17 protein-coding genes are annotated in these 14925 nt (G+C 65.5%); 9 read left to right on the forward strand and 8 right to left on the reverse strand.

Annotated features, from left to right (window positions below; all coding sequences use genetic code 11):
* The coding region (locus VGV60_00225; protein HEV8699681.1) for a hypothetical protein at positions 1–180 on the forward strand (180 nt) is incomplete at its 5' end.
* Between the two features lie 51 nt (positions 181–231).
* Here VGV60_00225 and VGV60_00230 read toward each other — a convergent pair.
* Together VGV60_00230 and VGV60_00235 are read right to left on the reverse strand one after the other, a co-directional pair.
* Positions 232–1092: a hypothetical protein gene (locus VGV60_00230; GenBank protein HEV8699682.1), complete on the reverse strand. Its 861-nt coding sequence runs from the start codon at positions 1090–1092 to the stop codon at positions 232–234.
* 7 nt (positions 1093–1099) lie between these two features.
* Positions 1100–2656, reverse strand: a complete 1557-nt coding sequence (locus tag VGV60_00235; GenBank protein HEV8699683.1) for a radical SAM protein — start codon at positions 2654–2656, stop codon at positions 1100–1102.
* 240 nt (positions 2657–2896) lie between these two features.
* On the opposite strand from VGV60_00235, the gene VGV60_00240 reads away from it, so the two are divergent.
* Positions 2897–3325 (forward strand): SRPBCC family protein, encoded by a 429-nt coding sequence (locus VGV60_00240; GenBank protein HEV8699684.1) that lies wholly within the window; start codon positions 2897–2899, stop codon positions 3323–3325.
* A complete protein-coding gene (locus VGV60_00245; GenBank protein ID HEV8699685.1) occupies positions 3322–4170 on the forward strand; it encodes an RNA polymerase sigma factor in 849 nt (282 codons plus the stop codon). The genes VGV60_00240 and VGV60_00245 overlap by 4 nt, the downstream gene beginning before the upstream one ends.
* A gap of 25 nt (positions 4171–4195) precedes the next feature.
* Here the strand turns inward: VGV60_00245 and VGV60_00250 are convergent, their stop codons facing one another.
* Positions 4196–4732, reverse strand: a complete 537-nt coding sequence (locus VGV60_00250) for a hypothetical protein (protein HEV8699686.1) — start codon at positions 4730–4732, stop codon at positions 4196–4198.
* A 570-nt stretch (positions 4733–5302) separates the two neighbouring features.
* On the opposite strand from VGV60_00250, the gene VGV60_00255 reads away from it, so the two are divergent.
* From VGV60_00255 to VGV60_00275, 5 genes are all read left to right on the forward strand, one after another.
* On the forward strand, positions 5303–6457 hold the full coding sequence (locus tag VGV60_00255; protein ID HEV8699687.1) for a DUF2911 domain-containing protein: 1155 nt from the start codon (positions 5303–5305) through the stop codon (positions 6455–6457).
* A 177-nt stretch (positions 6458–6634) separates the two neighbouring features.
* Entirely contained in the window at positions 6635–7366 is a 732-nt protein-coding gene (locus VGV60_00260) for a hypothetical protein (protein HEV8699688.1), read from the forward strand.
* 477 nt (positions 7367–7843) lie between these two features.
* A complete protein-coding gene (locus tag VGV60_00265; GenBank protein ID HEV8699689.1) occupies positions 7844–8602 on the forward strand; it encodes an OmpA family protein in 759 nt (252 codons plus the stop codon).
* A 66-nt stretch (positions 8603–8668) separates the two neighbouring features.
* Positions 8669–9475 (forward strand): OmpA family protein, encoded by an 807-nt coding sequence (locus tag VGV60_00270; protein HEV8699690.1) that lies wholly within the window; start codon positions 8669–8671, stop codon positions 9473–9475.
* A gap of 79 nt (positions 9476–9554) precedes the next feature.
* Positions 9555–9746 carry a hypothetical protein gene (locus VGV60_00275; GenBank protein ID HEV8699691.1) on the forward strand — a complete coding sequence of 64 codons (192 nt, stop codon included), beginning with the start codon at positions 9555–9557 and terminating at the stop codon, positions 9744–9746.
* Positions 9747–9831: 85 nt separating this feature from the next.
* On the opposite strand, the gene VGV60_00280 is transcribed toward VGV60_00275, so the two are convergent.
* A complete protein-coding gene (locus VGV60_00280) occupies positions 9832–10671 on the reverse strand; it encodes a VCBS repeat-containing protein (protein ID HEV8699692.1) in 840 nt (279 codons plus the stop codon).
* Between the two features lie 219 nt (positions 10672–10890).
* Positions 10891–11670, reverse strand: coding sequence for an isoprenylcysteine carboxylmethyltransferase family protein (locus tag VGV60_00285; GenBank protein HEV8699693.1), 780 nt, complete (start codon positions 11668–11670; stop codon positions 10891–10893).
* A 26-nt stretch (positions 11671–11696) separates the two neighbouring features.
* Here VGV60_00285 and VGV60_00290 point away from each other — a divergent pair, with 26 nt between their 5' ends.
* A complete protein-coding gene (locus VGV60_00290) occupies positions 11697–12926 on the forward strand; it encodes an alpha/beta fold hydrolase (GenBank protein ID HEV8699694.1) in 1230 nt (409 codons plus the stop codon).
* Positions 12927–13344: 418 nt separating this feature from the next.
* Here the strand turns inward: VGV60_00290 and VGV60_00295 are convergent, their stop codons facing one another.
* The 3 genes from VGV60_00295 to VGV60_00305 form a co-directional block, all read right to left on the reverse strand.
* Complete coding sequence (locus VGV60_00295) at positions 13345–13836, reverse strand: hypothetical protein (protein ID HEV8699695.1); 492 nt, start codon at positions 13834–13836, stop codon at positions 13345–13347.
* A gap of 111 nt (positions 13837–13947) precedes the next feature.
* Entirely contained in the window at positions 13948–14223 is a 276-nt protein-coding gene (locus VGV60_00300; GenBank protein HEV8699696.1) for a hypothetical protein, read from the reverse strand.
* 164 nt (positions 14224–14387) lie between these two features.
* On the reverse strand, positions 14388–14925 hold a 538-nt coding region (locus VGV60_00305), incomplete at its 5' end, for a winged helix-turn-helix transcriptional regulator (GenBank protein HEV8699697.1).

The following is a 14925-nucleotide window of genomic DNA, read 5'->3' on the forward strand; positions in this document are numbered from 1 at the left end:
GGGGTCTCCGAGGACGTGGTCAAGACGCGGCTGCACCGGGCGCGTTCCCTCCTGCGTGACGAGCTATACCACCGCACGGGTTCGGCGAGCCCTGCCGCGTTCCAATTCCATCTGGCACGCTGTGACCGCGTCGTGAACGCGGTGTTGCGGAAGATCTCCCTCTCGGCCCGCTCGCACTAGGCGCATCCCTATTGTGGTTGTCGCGGATCTTCGGTCCGCGAAGTGATCGGCCTACGGGCCACGGGGCGGCCTCACGGATGCGCCGCCTTTCTGCGCCAGCGCCAGCTCGCGGGCGAAGATCGGATTCGCGGGAAACTCGCGAGCGAGTTCTTCGAAGAGCGTGCGGGCGCGGTCGGGCTGATCCTCGCGCTCGGCGGCCAGGGCCAGCAGCGCCTTCGCCAGTGGTCGCAGGTAGTGGCCTCGTTCCGCGGCCACTTCCAGCTGCTCCATGCCACGCTGGCGGTCTCCGTGCACTCCCCCGAACCACAGCAGGACTCGCTTGTAGGCCGGCAGGCAGCCGATGATGTAGTTCGCGGCGCCGAGCGCGACGTAGGCGTCCAGGGCGTCGGCCCGCACGGCCAGCAGCCGCGTGGCTTCTCTCTCGGCCCGGCGGATCAGGGAGAGGCTCGAGAGTTGGCGCTTCTCGATCACGGCCTCGAAGTCTCCCTCCATCCCGTCGGTGAGAGTGAGGACAAAGAGACCGTCCGGGTCGTTGGGATTGGCGTCGACGCGCGCGCGCGCCATGTTCCGGGCGATCTCGTTGGCGCCGAGAAACGCCGCGCGTCGCCGCGGGTCGGGTTGCCCCCGGGCACCGCCGAGCAATCTCTCGTCGTCGAGGAAGAACTCGGACGTCAGGACGCCCTCGCGGTCGAACTCCTCGAACAGATAGCTGGCCGCTTCGGCGGCCGCGCCGAGAGGATCGTCTGGATGCGCGTGCCGATAAGCCAGGATGTCTCTGCGAGCCTCGTCGAACCGAAGCTCGTACATCCTGCGGAAGGCGGCGTCGAGCTGCGGCTTCTCCTCTGTGCGTCCCGGCGTCACCCCGCCGATCGCCATCGTCACAGTCAGGACTGCAGCCGGGAGCGCTTGCACGGGATGATCAGTTGAGGAGATCTCTGGCGGGGAGGGATCTGGGAGGGGCTTCCCCGGGGTCCCCATCATCGAGGTAGTCGCGCTCGGCTCGCCGGATCGCCCTGTAGCGCTCGAATGCCACCCGTTCGTCTTCGACGCCCAGAATCGTCTTGAGCGTGCTGCCCCGGAACGTGTGGCTCATCATCCTGTGCCCGTGGCGCAGGACGAAGAGCGGGCTTTGCCGCAACACGGCGGGCAGGTGGTGGACCTTCATCCAGCGCTCGGCGCTCCAGCGCTGGAACTCGATCTCCTCGGCCGCCAGGTGCTCGCTGCGCACGACCGCCGTCGTCCCGTCGTACTCCTCGAGCCGCTCGCTGATGATCAGTCCGCGGTCGCGGAAGTCCGCCGTCATGGGGGTGCCGGGGTACGGTGTCGGGTGCTGGATGTAGGGCCAGTCGACATGGCGACGCGCGAACTCCAGGTTCGCCTCGATCGATTCACGGGTGTCCCCGGGGTTCCCGACGATCAGGCCGCCGACGACGTACATCTTGTTGCGGTGCAGGTGATCGATGGCGGTGAGGGTGGCGTTGCCCACGACGTGCCCATTCTTCCGCTCCCGGTTCTTGGACGAGGCGCGCAGGAACTCGAGGTCGTCCTCCAGGATATTCTCGATGCCGAGAAACACGTAGCGGAAGCCCGCCTGGCGCATCAGCGGCGCCAGCGTCTCGCCATGGTTCGCGATGGACGAGGTCATCGCCTGGACGATGTAGCGGATCGAGTTCAGCTTCGCCTCGATGATGGCGCGGCAGAAGGCCTCGAAGCGCCGGACATCCAGGGTGATATTGTCATCGACGATGAAGACGGCTCGTGCCCCGTGTGCGCGGGCGTCGTGGATGTCATCGAGCACGCGTCCGAATTCGAAGGTGTGGAAGTTCCGGCCTCGCATCGCGATGATCGAGCAGAAACTGCAGTCGAACGTGCACCCGCGCGAGGTCTCGATCACGTCGACCGGCCACCCGAGCAGCGTGTAACCCCGCAGCACGCGTGCGCCCCGCTTCGGAGGGCGCAGCTCGCCGGTGCGCAGGCGGTTCACGGGCCGGTCGGGATTGCGGCGGAAGCCGTCCCCGCTGCGGTAGGTTAGGCCCGCGATGCTCTCCCGTCCGTCTCCCGTCTCGATCGCCCGCACCAGATCCCGAAAGGTGATCTCCCCTTCACCGCGCACGATGAAGTCGGCGCCGCCCGCCGACGTAACCGCATAGGCCTCCGGCGCCAGGCTCGGATCGTAGCCTCCGACCACGATGCGGGCCTGGGGCCGCAGCGACCGGACGAGCTCCATGATCTTCTTCGCGGTCCTGCGCTGAAAGGTCATGATCGAGAGGCCCACGATGTCCGGATTCAGGTCGCCGATGAGCTGGCAAATTGTCCGGCGGACTCGGTCCTGTACCAGGATGAGATCCGCGACCGAGACCCTGTGGTGCGGATCGACGTTCCCTGCCAGGGAGGTCAGCGCGCCGTTCGGCATCCGAATCCCGACCGGTGGCATGTGCTCGAAGGAGTCTGGCATGGACAGGAGAAGAATGTTCATGCGAGTTGTCCTGCTACTCGGTCAGGTCCGATCGCCCGCGGCCAACCACGATGAGGCTGATATTGTACGTCCCCTGGTGCATCCGGCCCAACCGAACGTCGAGACAGCGCTCGCCCGATGCGCCAGCCGCGTCCAGAAAATAGGATCCGATGCCCTGCTCCGGGCTGGAAAGCGGTCACACCACCCCACCCAACCCAGTCCAAAGGCCCGAGGGGAGGTCATCCCCGTCAGGAGGATGTGATGCGAACCTTTGATGTTCAGAGCGTGGGAATCGAGCGCGGAGCGGAAGACGTGTTTGCGTACTTGGCCGATGCGGCGACGCTGCCGCGGTGGACGAGCGCATTCAAGACAGTCTCGGGCGGGCGTGCTACGCTCATGACGCCCGGCGGCTCGTTCGATGTCGGTCTCGAGGTGCGGGCGTCCCGCGCCCAGGGCACCGTGGACTGGGTCATGACTTTTCCCGATGGAAGCGTCGCGAAGGCGTACTCGCGGGTGATCGAGTTGCAGCCGGACCGCTCCCTCTACTGCTTTGTCCTGACATCTCCACCGGTTCCGCTCGAGCTCCTCGAAGGAGCGCTCGATCAGCAGTCGAGGACCTTGCGCGCCGAGCTGGAACGATTGCGGATGCTTCTCGGCCGAGGATCCTCCGCCGGAGAGGCGCGGAGGTGACCCTGTCGACACAGCAGGAAGAGGCTCCGCTCGAGGATCTCGTTGCTTCCGCCCGCACCGGAGACCGGACGAGCCTCGAAGCGATCGTTTCCCGGATCCAGGACAAGATCTACGGCCTTTCGCTGAGGATGCTCTGGCACCCGGAAGACGCCCGCGACGCCACGCAGGAGATCCTGATGCGCGTCATCACGGGACTGGCCGGCTTCCGAGGCGAGAGCTCCTTCCTGACCTGGGTCTATCGTGTGGCTGCGAACTACCTCCTTACAGCCCGGCGGAGCCGTCTCGAGGAGCAACAGATGACCTTCGAGATGTTCGCGCGCGATCTCGACGCAGGGCTCTCGGAAGGGCCATCCACCATCGAGACGCCGGTCGAGGAGGCCCTCCTGCTCGAAGAGGTGAAAGTCGGCTGCACGCTGGGTATGCTCTCGTGCCTCGACCGGCCACATCGTCTGGCATACATCGTGGGAGAGATCCTGGAGCTGGACGGCCCCGATGCGGCGCGGATCCTCGAGATCGACCCGCCCACGTACCGCAAGCGCCTGTCACGCGCCAGACAGGACATCGTCGCGTTCATGAACGCGAGGTGCGGTCTCGTCAGTCCAGATCGCTCCTGCCGGTGCCGGCTCCGGGTGCGTCGCGCCATCGAGCTGGGACGTGTCGACCCCCGGAATCTCCGCTTCGTGTCCAACGCCGACAGGGCGCGGCGCTTCGCTCCCGTGCTCGCCGAGATCCGGCGCCTCACACGGACCCGGCGCGCGGCCGCCCTGTACCGCTCGCATCCCGATCCTGCGGCGCCGGAGAGTCTCGCCCGGAAGATCCGGCTGCTCCTCGCCTCCCACATCTGACGGTGTCGCCGGCACGCGTTGGCAGTCAATACACGGTCATCTTGCCGGGCAGATACCGTATCAGGCCCGCGCGGTAAAGAATTCTCCTCGATTCCCCCGCTCGCAAAGTGAAGTGAACCGTGTTCTTCCCGCACTCCGGAGAAAAGAGCCAGGGATATGAAACCGAAATTTCGCAATCTCCCGGCGGTAATTCGAAAGAGTGCACACCCCATGGCCGGCGTTCTTTCTTTCCATTGATCGTGACAGTCGGGACGCACAGCCGGTAAATGAATGCCAATGGCGAATGGGTCACCGACACCACCACCGAAGCTCTGCGATGGTCCATTTCGGCCATAATCCTGCGCGGACTGCCCAACGCTCCGTCTGAGCTGCGAACACCGCCGGCCTCCCGCGCGTCAGCAGCTTGAGCCGGCTGTTCGCCAGACTCGTTACTTTGATCTGCCAGAAAACGCGCAACAGACCACTTGAGCTTGTGACCGGATGTACCCCAGTCTCGGAGCACCCCGTCGCGGTCGACCACCCCCGTGCCGAACTCCTCCTCTACGGAGTCATAGAGGAGCACTCGCTCCCCGGCCCGAGCCACCACCCACATGCTGTCCCGGTCAGGTTGCCCGGCTCTGACGCAAGGAACTATCGAGGGATTGCACCGAAACGGCGACAGCTTTGACTTGAGAGTCGGTTCGAGCTCGCGATCCTGATCGGCGAGGAGTGTTCCGAGACTGTGAAGGGTGAGAGGTCGCCAACCCATGAATTGATACCTTGATCGCTCGTTCTGGCTAAGGCTCCCGCTCAGCCGCGGCGTCCGCGCGCCCAGCGGCACCTCTCGCCTCCGGCAGCTCATGTTAACTTCGCAGTGTGTTTTCAATCAAATCCGAGGTCTCGGACACCGACACCCTTGGCCTCCTCCTGGGCAAGCGGCGGCTATCCAGAGCGCAAGGCCGTCCGGGCCCGGCGAGGTAGTTGACGGGCCGGCCGCCGACCGGCCTACAATTGCGGCTGAATCGTCAGCGCGCAGGAGACGGGGACTTCCGGACAGGCGCGCGGGTCCGGCGGATACGCCGGCTCGAGGCGCGCGCCGTGATCCGGCCTGCCAGTCAGCGCATCTCCCGCCGCTCTTTCGAGAGGAGTCTGCATGATCCGTCTCCATGTCGCAGTGTTCGGCCTCGCCACTCTGCTCGTCCTCGCCCCGGCCGCTCCGGTCCGGGCCCAGGACGTCACGCTCCCGCCGAGCGGCGACAATCAGAAGTGCACCGTCATCCAGCACATCGGGCCGGCGACCGTCACCGTCGACTATTCCAGCCCGGATGTCCATGCCCCCGACGGGGCGGACCGGAGGGGGAAGATCTGGGGCACCCTCGTGCACTACGGGTACGCCGAGGAGACCTTCGGCACCTGCGGCAAGAAGTGCCCCTGGCGCGGCGGCGCCAACGAGAACACCGTCATCCGCTTCTCCCACCCCGTGACGGTCGAGGGGAAACCGATCGCCGCGGGGACCTACGGCCTGCACTTCCTCGCGGGGGAGAGCGAGTGGACGGTGATCTTCTCCAGGAACTCCACCTCGTGGGGGAGCTATTTCTACGACGAGAGCGAGGATGCGCTGCGCGTGACGGTCAAGCCGGCGAAGGCCCCGTACCGCGAGTGGCTGACCTACGAGTTCATCGACCGGCAGCCGGACAAGACGGTGCTGGCCCTCGCCTGGGAAGATCTGCAGGTCCCGATCGCCATCGCCGTTCCCGACATCGCCGAGCTGTACTACCAGACGCTCAGGAACGAGCTGAAGGACTCGCCCGGGTTCGACTACCACGGCTGGCAGCAGGCCGCCGACTACCTCGTCCAGCAGAAGGTCCACCTCGACGTGGCGGAGCGGTGGGCGAAGACCGCCGTCGACGGCCCGTTCATCGGCGAGCAGAACTTCACCACCCTGCGCAGTCTCTCCGAGGCCCAGAAGGCCAACGGCAAGGCGGCCGAGGCGAAGGCGACGATGGAGAAGGCGCTGGCCCATCCGGCCGCCGGGCCGTTCGACATCTACCAGTACGCCCGGCCGATGATCGGCGAAGGGCGCGCCGAGGAGGCCCTCAAGGTCTTTCAGGCGGCCTCCAAGCGGATGCCGGGGAAGTGGCCGCTCGATCTCGGGATCGCCCGGGCCTACTCGGCGATGGGGGACTACAAGACGGCGCTGAAATACGCGCGCACGTCGCTCCCGCTCGCTCCCGATCAGGCGAACAAGGACAACGTGACGCGGATGATCGCCAGGCTGGAGAAGGGCGAGGACATGAACAAGCAGTAGGTCGCTGTTCGGACCGGGGGTCTCGCGGAGGCCCCCGGTCCGGCTGGAGTTCAATCCTGTAACCAGCCGACCACCGACCTGGCTTTGACCCGCCTGCCTTTCCGTTGCGACATAAAGGTCCGCCACCTATATTCCCGGCATGGGCCTTCACCCACAACATCGCAATGGGAGGGAACGATGAGCAGGTGCCGCGTCACCGCAGTGCTGAGCGGAAGGGTCGTGAGGGCTCTGATGATTCTTCTCTCCACGTCCCTGGCTTCTGCAGCCATCTCGTGGGCGGGTGTTGCCTTCGACATCAGCGTCGGGCTGCCTATCAGCGACGACGCGAAAGTCTTCCTGAACATCACGAACGAATACTATGCGCCGCCCCCGGAAGTGGCGACCGTTGTGGTCCGGCGCTGCCCCCACCCCGAGGATGATTATCCGACGATCCTCTTCCTGGCGCGCGCTTCGGGGAGACCACCAGCCGAAATCCTCAACCTCCGGCTCAGCGGCAACTCCTGGTCCGCCATCATGTACCGCGTGCACGTCGCCCCCTCTGTCCTCTTCGTCGGGATCGACCGCGACCCAGGCCCTCCCTACGGCCGCGCGTGGGGCTACTGGAGGAACCACCCCCGAGAACGATTCGTGGTCGAGGATCGCGACTTTGTCGAGCTCACCAAGTTACAGGTCGCCTCGAGGTACTACCGCGTCAGCCCTTATACGGTGGTGGCAGAGAGAAAGCGCGGTGTCACCGTTGAACGCTTCGCGGCGCATCGACACCGTGCGAATGGGCGTGCAGACCGAATGGAAGACCGCCGGGATCGGGCTGAATCGGGCGAAGATGCTGGGACCCGCAAGGAGGGCAAGGGGCCCAAGGGCCACGGCGGTAAGCCCGGCAAGCCTCATGGAAACCCTCACGACCACTGAGCAGATGTCTCGCAGGAGCATGGCGGAAGTCCAGCGACTCTCGCGGCGGCGATCGGACGAACATCCACCGGCACTGAAGCGGCAGATCCGACCGATTTGGACCGCCAATCGCCAGAGATGCGGCATCCAAGCGGCAGTCTACGCGAACGCTCTCGCTGCCGCTTCTGAGGCGACCAGATTCCCTCCCGAACCATGAGAGCCCTCGCTCATGGTGATCCGCCGAGTGATCGCAACCGGGTCACCGGCACATCGTCCACTTTCGTAACGGCAGCGCGCGGCGATTCGCAGCTGATTGCCTTCCGGCGAACGATTTTGCGGCACGAACCGGGGCCCCCATCGCCGGATCATTGACACGCAGGACGCCCCGGACAAGCGCTCTTGCCTCGCGCAGGCGCGGTTCCTACATTCTCTCTGTCGATCTGTCGCGGGACACCTGCCACTGGCCCGCTCCCGCGCTTCGACGGAAGGGAGGATCCAATGCGGTTCAATTCTCGGAGGTCTTCACGGTGGACCCACCACGCGGCGCGCGTCCGTGCCCTGGCCCTGCTCACGGCCGGTGCGATCGTCATCGCCGGTGGCGCCTCGACCGCCTGCATCTCGACCGACCGGTACTATCAGGTCGAGCAGGAGCGCGACGCCCTGTCGGCGCGCAACAACGAGCTCGCGGCCGAAAAGACCGCCCTCGAATCGAAGGTGGCGACCCTGCAGACGCAGGGACAGGAGCTCGACTCGAAGCTGCGCGAGCGCGAGGAAGAGGCCCGCAAGCTTCAAGAGACTTACGACGGCCTCAAGAAGAGCCTCGAGAAGGAGATGAAGGCGGGGCAGATCGAGGTCGAGCAGCTGCGCGATGGCCTGCGCGTCAACGTCGCCCAGGACATCCTGTTCGACTCCGGCTCCGCCGGGCTCGACAAGAACGGCACGTCGGTGCTGGGCAAGGTCGCGACTCAGCTCAAGAAATCGTCGCACCAGATCCTGGTGATCGGGCACACGGACAACAAGCCGATCGGCCCGGCGCTCGTCAAGCGGTACCCCACCAACTGGGAGCTGGCCGGGGCCCGCGCGGCGAGCGTCGTCCGGCTCTTCGCCGAGTCGGGGCTCTCGAGCAAGCGCATGCGCGCCGTCTCGGTGGCCGACACCCAGCCGGTCAAGTCCAACAAGACCGAGGAAGGACGGGCCAAGAACCGCCGTATCGAGATCCGCCTGCGCCCGATCGCACCCGACGAGCAGAGCTCGTAAACCGCCATCGACGGGGACTGGGCGAGAGCGGCCCACTCCCCCGTCGATGGAAGGGAGGATGCGATCATGGTTGATCACTCGATCTCCTGGCTGCGGACCCGGCGCGCGGCGCGCCTCCCCGTAACCCTCCCCGCGCTGGCCCTTATCGCGGCCGGAGCGCTCGCAGTGGCCGGCTGCGTCTCCAAGGCCCAGTACACCCAGGTCGAGCAGGAACGGGACCTCTGCGCGACGCGCTACGAGCAGCTCCGGAACCAAGTCGAAAGCGCCAGCCGCACCGGCGAGACGCTGGTGCAGGAGAAGACCGCGCTCGCGACCGAAAAGACCGTCCTCGAGGCGAAGGTGGCGACCCTGCAGACGCAGGGACAGGAGCTCGACTCGAAGCTGCGCGAGCGCGAGGAAGAGGCCCGCAAGCTTCAAGAGACTTACGACGGACTGGTCGCCGACCTCAAGAAGGAGCTGAAAGCCGGACAGGTCGAGGTCAAGCAGCTCCGCGACGGGCTGCGCGTCAACGTTGCCCAGGACATCCTGTTCGACTCCGGCTCCGCCGCGCTCGACAAGAACGGCACGTTGGTGCTGGGCAAGGTCGCGACCCAGCTCAAGAAATCGTCGCACCAGATCCTGGTGATCGGGCACACGGACAACAAGCCGATCGGCCCGGCGCTCGTCAAGCAGTACCCCACCAACTGGGAGCTGGCCGGAGCCCGCGCGGCGAGCGTCGTCCGGCTCTTCGCCGAGTCGGGGCTCTCGAGCAAGCGCATGCGCGCCGTCTCGGTGGCCGACACCCTGCCGGTCGCGCCCAACAAGACCGAGGAAGGACGGGCCAGGAACCGCCGCATCGAGATCCGCCTGCGCCCGGTCGCACCCGAGGGTTAGGGTCTCGCAGGGGCGCCGTCTCCGGCCAGCGCGGGTGATAGAATCCCCCCCTACATTTTTCGGGATGAGCCCCCGGGCCATGACGCACGAGACGATTCCCCACTACCGTATCCTGGAAAAGCTGGGCGGAGGAGGCATGGGTGTCGTCTACCGGGCGGAGGACACCAGGCTGGGCCGGGGCGTCGCCCTGAAGTTCCTCCGGAGCATCTGGCGCACGACCTCTCGGCCCTGGAACGCTTCCAGCGCGAGGCTCGCACCGCCTCCGCCCTGAACCACCCGCACATCTGCACCATCTACGAAATCGTGATGCTTCAGTATCGCTGCGGCCGACGAACACGATCGAGAACAGGGGACGTTCAAGGATAAAGATACGGTCTCGTGCTGACAGCCGGAGGGCCGAGATACTTGGCGCGCCCGTCGATGAAAACGGCCTCGATGAACAAATTGTGGATGCTGCGGTGTCGGGGCACGAGAAACGTGTAGCCGTACCCTATGCCATCATCACATCCCTGGCAGACGATCGGTGCCCCGTTGAGCTGGATGCGCTCGACCGTCGACCCTCGGAACAGCAGCCTCACCACGTTGAAGCCCTGAACCGCGATCTCGCAGTCCGTCGCCCACGAGAGAAGCGCTCCGTCACGGAACTCCAGACCGCCGAGGTCGATCGTGAAATTCCAGAACCCGTGCGGGCGCGGATCAAAAGGCGGAGCGAGGCACGATGGGTGCGTGTCTAGCCCCGGATCCGCGGGGGCGCCATCCGAGGAGGGCGCCTCACCCAGCGGGCCGATCACGTCGAAAGCGGGCGCCGCGCGCCCGAGAAGGACGTGCAGCGCTCCCCTCGTGGAGTACACCTCCAGGTCGTCCTGGAGATCGCCGTTCAGATCCGCCGTCTGCAGGCGCGCTGGATCGTGTGCAGTCGCCACCTGCACAGGGGCGGAAAGGGTCCCGTTCATCTCGCCATAGGCGACCCGGATTGCGCCAGTATCCACGGAGACGGTCACCCGGTCAGCCCGGCCATCGCCATCGAAATCGCCCGAGGCTTCGAGGGAGGGTGCCCCCTCCGTTCCCTGCCCCTCGTCGATCACGCGGCGCGAGCCCTCCGCCGCGCCCGGCGCGCCGTTCGCCAGAACGAGCGCGACCGCCAGGATAGCGCCGCCGGCCCCTCTGAGGTCGCGGCGAAGCTGATCGCGATTCATCGAGGCTGCCCTCCCCCACACGTCCGCTGATCCGAGATTCAGCTACATTTACCACACAGGACGCTCGAAATCAAGGAGTGAGGGGAGCCCCTGAAATCGTAAAACCAGATCTGTGCCCCAGACGACGACCTACGGGCTCGAATTCCTGGTTTGAATCCGCCGGTGGTCTCGCTCCGGAACGCGATAGGACCTCGATCACGCCCACTTCTGAAAGCCTGGCTACAAAGCCTGGTCCGGTCTTGTGACGGCCCCTGAGGCCGCGGCGCGGCGGCGCCGGACCAGGGGCACGAGCATCGGAACGCGAAGCCGGTAGTGCTCATAGGCCGGCCCGTGCTCGCGGATCAGGTCTCGCTCCTCGAACCGGATCGCCAGCAGGATGTAAGCAGTGGTGACGGTCGCGAACAGCAGGTGCGCAAGCGACATGGTCGGGGTCATCCAGAAGGCGAACAACCAGCCAAGGTACAGCGGGTGCCTCACCAGATGGTATGGTCCCGGGGTCGTGAGACGCATGCCGCTGTAAGGCTTGCCGAGCAAATACAGCCAGACCTGGCGCAGGCCGAACAGATCGAAGTGATTGATCAGGAAGGTCGACACCAACACCAGCCCCCAGCCGAAGCCGAACATCCCCCACAGGACGATACGTCCGATCGGATCCTCGACCGACCAGACCTCACCACCCATCGGCCGCCACTGCCAGAACAGCAGGATGAGGGCGAGGCTCGAGAAGAAAACGTAGGTCGCACGTTCGATCGGCTTCGGCACGATCCGAGTCCATCTCTCCTTGAACCACTTGCGGGCCATGACGCTGTGCTGCACCGCGAAGAGCGCCAGGAGACCCGCGTTGGTGGCGAGGGCGCTCAGGAGGGACCCACTCAGAGCGCCGTCCAGTGTCCTCGCGACCCCGAAGTTGCCGATAAAACCGATCGCGTACAGGAACGTGCCCAGGAAGATCAGGTAGCAGAGGCTGCCATAGGCGAAGAACAGGACTCGCGTCAACATGCTGCTCTCTCCTTATAGTCTGGTGGATGAAGGCCACCTGCGAAATCCGTATGCCGACGATGGCCTATGATGGCGCTCCCGACGACGCTCCGCCATGGGAGTTCTGTCCCGGTTTGAGTAGAATCAGGAGCAAGTACCCGGGACGAATGTCCCGGCCACGCGAGGGAAGTCACGGGCCGATGGAAAAGAGGATCCGTCAGAGCATCCGCTATCTGCGGACCCCGGATGGCGTCCGCCTCGCCTGGGCAGAGGCCGGGACCGGCCCCATCCTGGTCAAGGCTGCCAACTGGCTGACTCACCTCGAGTACGAATGCGAGAGCCCCGTCTGGCGACATTGGATCCGCTTCTTCAGCGACCATTTCCGCTTCGTGCGCTACGACGAGCGGGGGTCCGGGATGACCGATTGGGACGTAGGCGACGTCTCCTTCGAGCGCTGGCTCGAGGATCTCGAGGCCGTGGTGGCCGCGGCTCGCCCCAAGGAGCCGGTTGCCCTGCTTGGCATCTCGCAAGGTGCCGCGGTGTGTGTGGCGTATGCGGTACGTCATCCGGAGCATGTTTCGCGGCTGGTGCTGTACGGAGGCTACGCCCGCGGCTGGTCGCACCGTCATGATCCCATGGGGGAGCGTGAATACAGGGCGATCGTCGAGATCATCCGTCTCGGCTGGGGCAAGGACAATCCTGCTTTCCGGCAAGTATTCACGTCGCGGTTCGTGCCAGGGGCCACGGACGAGCAGATGGGCTGGCTCAACGATCTCTGCCGCAGGACGACTTCACCCGAGGTCGCGGCCGAGCTCCTCGAAGCACGCGCCAGCGTCAACGTCTCCGAGCTCTTGGGACAGATCCGAGCGCCGACGCTCGTGCTGCACGCTCGCGACGACGGTGTAGTCCCGATCTCGGAAGGCCGCCTCCTCGCAGCCGGGATCCGAGGCGCCCAGTTCGTCGAGCTGGACTCGAAGAACCACATCCTCCTCGAGGACGAGCCGGCCTGGGAACGCTTCCGCGAAGCGATGCTGGAGTTCGTGGGACTCGGAGCACCCGTCGGCGGTCAGGATCCCGCGTTCGGCTCGCTTTCGCCGCGCGAGCGGGCTGTCCTGGCGCTGATTACGGAGGGCCTCGGCAACGCGCAGATCGCGGAGCGCCTCGGCATCAGCGAAAAGACCGTGCGCAACCACGTCTCCAATCTGTTCGACAAACTCGGTGTGTGGACTCGCGCCCAGGCGATCGTTTTTGCTCGCGATCGCGGGTTCCGCGCTTGACGGTGGAGCATTGATACGGAGAACGGGGAAGACTCAGAAGAGTCCGTACACAGCCGAGCACCGCTTGCCTGATCGGCCGAGATAGCTGAATGACGGCCCGCCGCAGTTTCGGCGGCCCGCCGTTTCGAAATGGATGAGGTCTGGCTCCCCAAGCGACTCTCTTCGAAGCTCGGGGAACGGGGGGCCCTGACCGACCACCAACTCAGGGGGTGATCGCCCAGGGCCGCTCCCATTCGGCCAGCCGGCGACGACGCGCGATCAGGGGCAGACAGACCCGCTGCATCTCGAGGACGATCTGGACCTTTTCGCGGAGGGCCAATGTTTCCCGCTGCCGGCGCAGGGCCGCCTTGCCCTCGCGGAGGGCCTCCAGGAGTCTTGGACTTGCCCGTGGCCGTCTTCTCTGTGGCGAGACCATGTTTCAAGTCTCCAGCTTGAATCTCTTGAGCAGCTCATCGAGCACCGCCCGATCGAGCGCGCTGGACTCCATGAGCGCCGCGGCACGCTCCCGTCGCTTCAGGGTCCGTGCGCCAGGCTCCAGGTAGAGGGCGGCGAGATGCTCCGGCCTGACGACCCGAACGGGTACACCCTCGTATTCGAGGGTGACAGCCCGGTCGATCGCCTCCTCGGCGAGGCTGTTGTGCGCCGGAAGGAACTGGACGGGCACTCCTTCGATGATCACGTGCTCGGCCTGGGTCGCGTAGCCGCGCCCCGCCGCCCAGTCATAGAGCGGCGCAAGGCTCACGATCGTCGCCTGGTCGCCGGGAAGAAACACGAGGACATCCAGGTCGTAGGTCGGAATGGGCTCAGCCCAGAAAACCATCGCCATCGCACCTGCGACGGCGTAGTCCTCCACCACACCGGAATCCTTCATGTCGTTGAGGACCCGCAGGGCATCGGCAAACGACGGCATGTGCTTATGCTAACCGATCATGGCGCTCGGTGGGTTCCACAGAGAGGGGAGAGTCCCATGGTTGCAACCAGACTGGATCGCCAACCGGGAAGTCGCGGGTAACAGCCTGTCTCAAATCCCTGCCGTCGGCGTTCGTTCAGCAACACGAATCATGCCGAAACCGCGAGTTCGGATTCGGTGGACAACTACACCGGCCACGGCCTCGGCTTGCTTCAGCTTCCCATCACGCTCGCCCATCGTTGGGACGGCAAGATCACCCACTCTGACCACCTCATTGCTCCCATATCGGTCGATAAGTGCGGCCTTCACAGGAGCTCCATCGAAATGGAGCTTAAAGGCTGGCCATCGGAGAATGGAAAGAGCGGCCATGGAGAGGAAGACCATCATCAGACTCCAATAGACGGTGCCGGCAGACGCTGCCGGCCACTGCGTTTGGGAGCCAACATCGTCACTATCGGCGCCGCCTGCGCAAGGTTGTGAGATATGGGAGACTGTTCACGGCACACTCCGGCGGCGGTGCGGCGCCGCAGCGGGAGGCCGCGTCGAGGATGTCAGCCTGCGGGCCTCGTGGCGCTTCGGGAGACCGGCCTGATGTGGGCGAACATGCTGCGGGCGTTCCAGGTCGGGAAGGCTCGCACGAGCCACGAGGGGCCGTGGAGCTGGATGCGGTCCTCGCGGGTGGCCTGGGCCCAGGTGAGCTGGCCGGCGTGCCATTTGACGAAGGCTTCGGCTTCGGCCGTGATGTAGAGGTCCTCGTCGAGGCCGGGGTACTTCTTGCAGATCTCGGTGTCTCCGAGCTCCATGAGCAGCCAATAGCGCTCTTGGCGCCGGCGGCCGGTGAAGTCGAAGCGGATGACGACGCGTCGATCCGGGAGCCGGTCTCGGCGGAGCGCGTTGCACATTGACCACAGGGCCACAAAGGGGTCGAGGTTCTCGGGGGCCAACTCAAGCCAACGCGCACCCCACTCGCCGAGCGACTGGCAGACCGAGAAGAGGTCGTGGCCTGCGGCCGTGAGCTTGTAGTGGTGCCCGCGCCCGTTGGGCTTGGTCTCCGACTCGACGACACCGAGCCACTCGAGCTGCTTGAGC

Source organism: Candidatus Polarisedimenticolia bacterium (genome assembly GCA_036001465.1).
Lineage (GTDB): Bacteria > Acidobacteriota > Polarisedimenticolia > Gp22-AA2 > Gp22-AA2 > Gp22-AA3.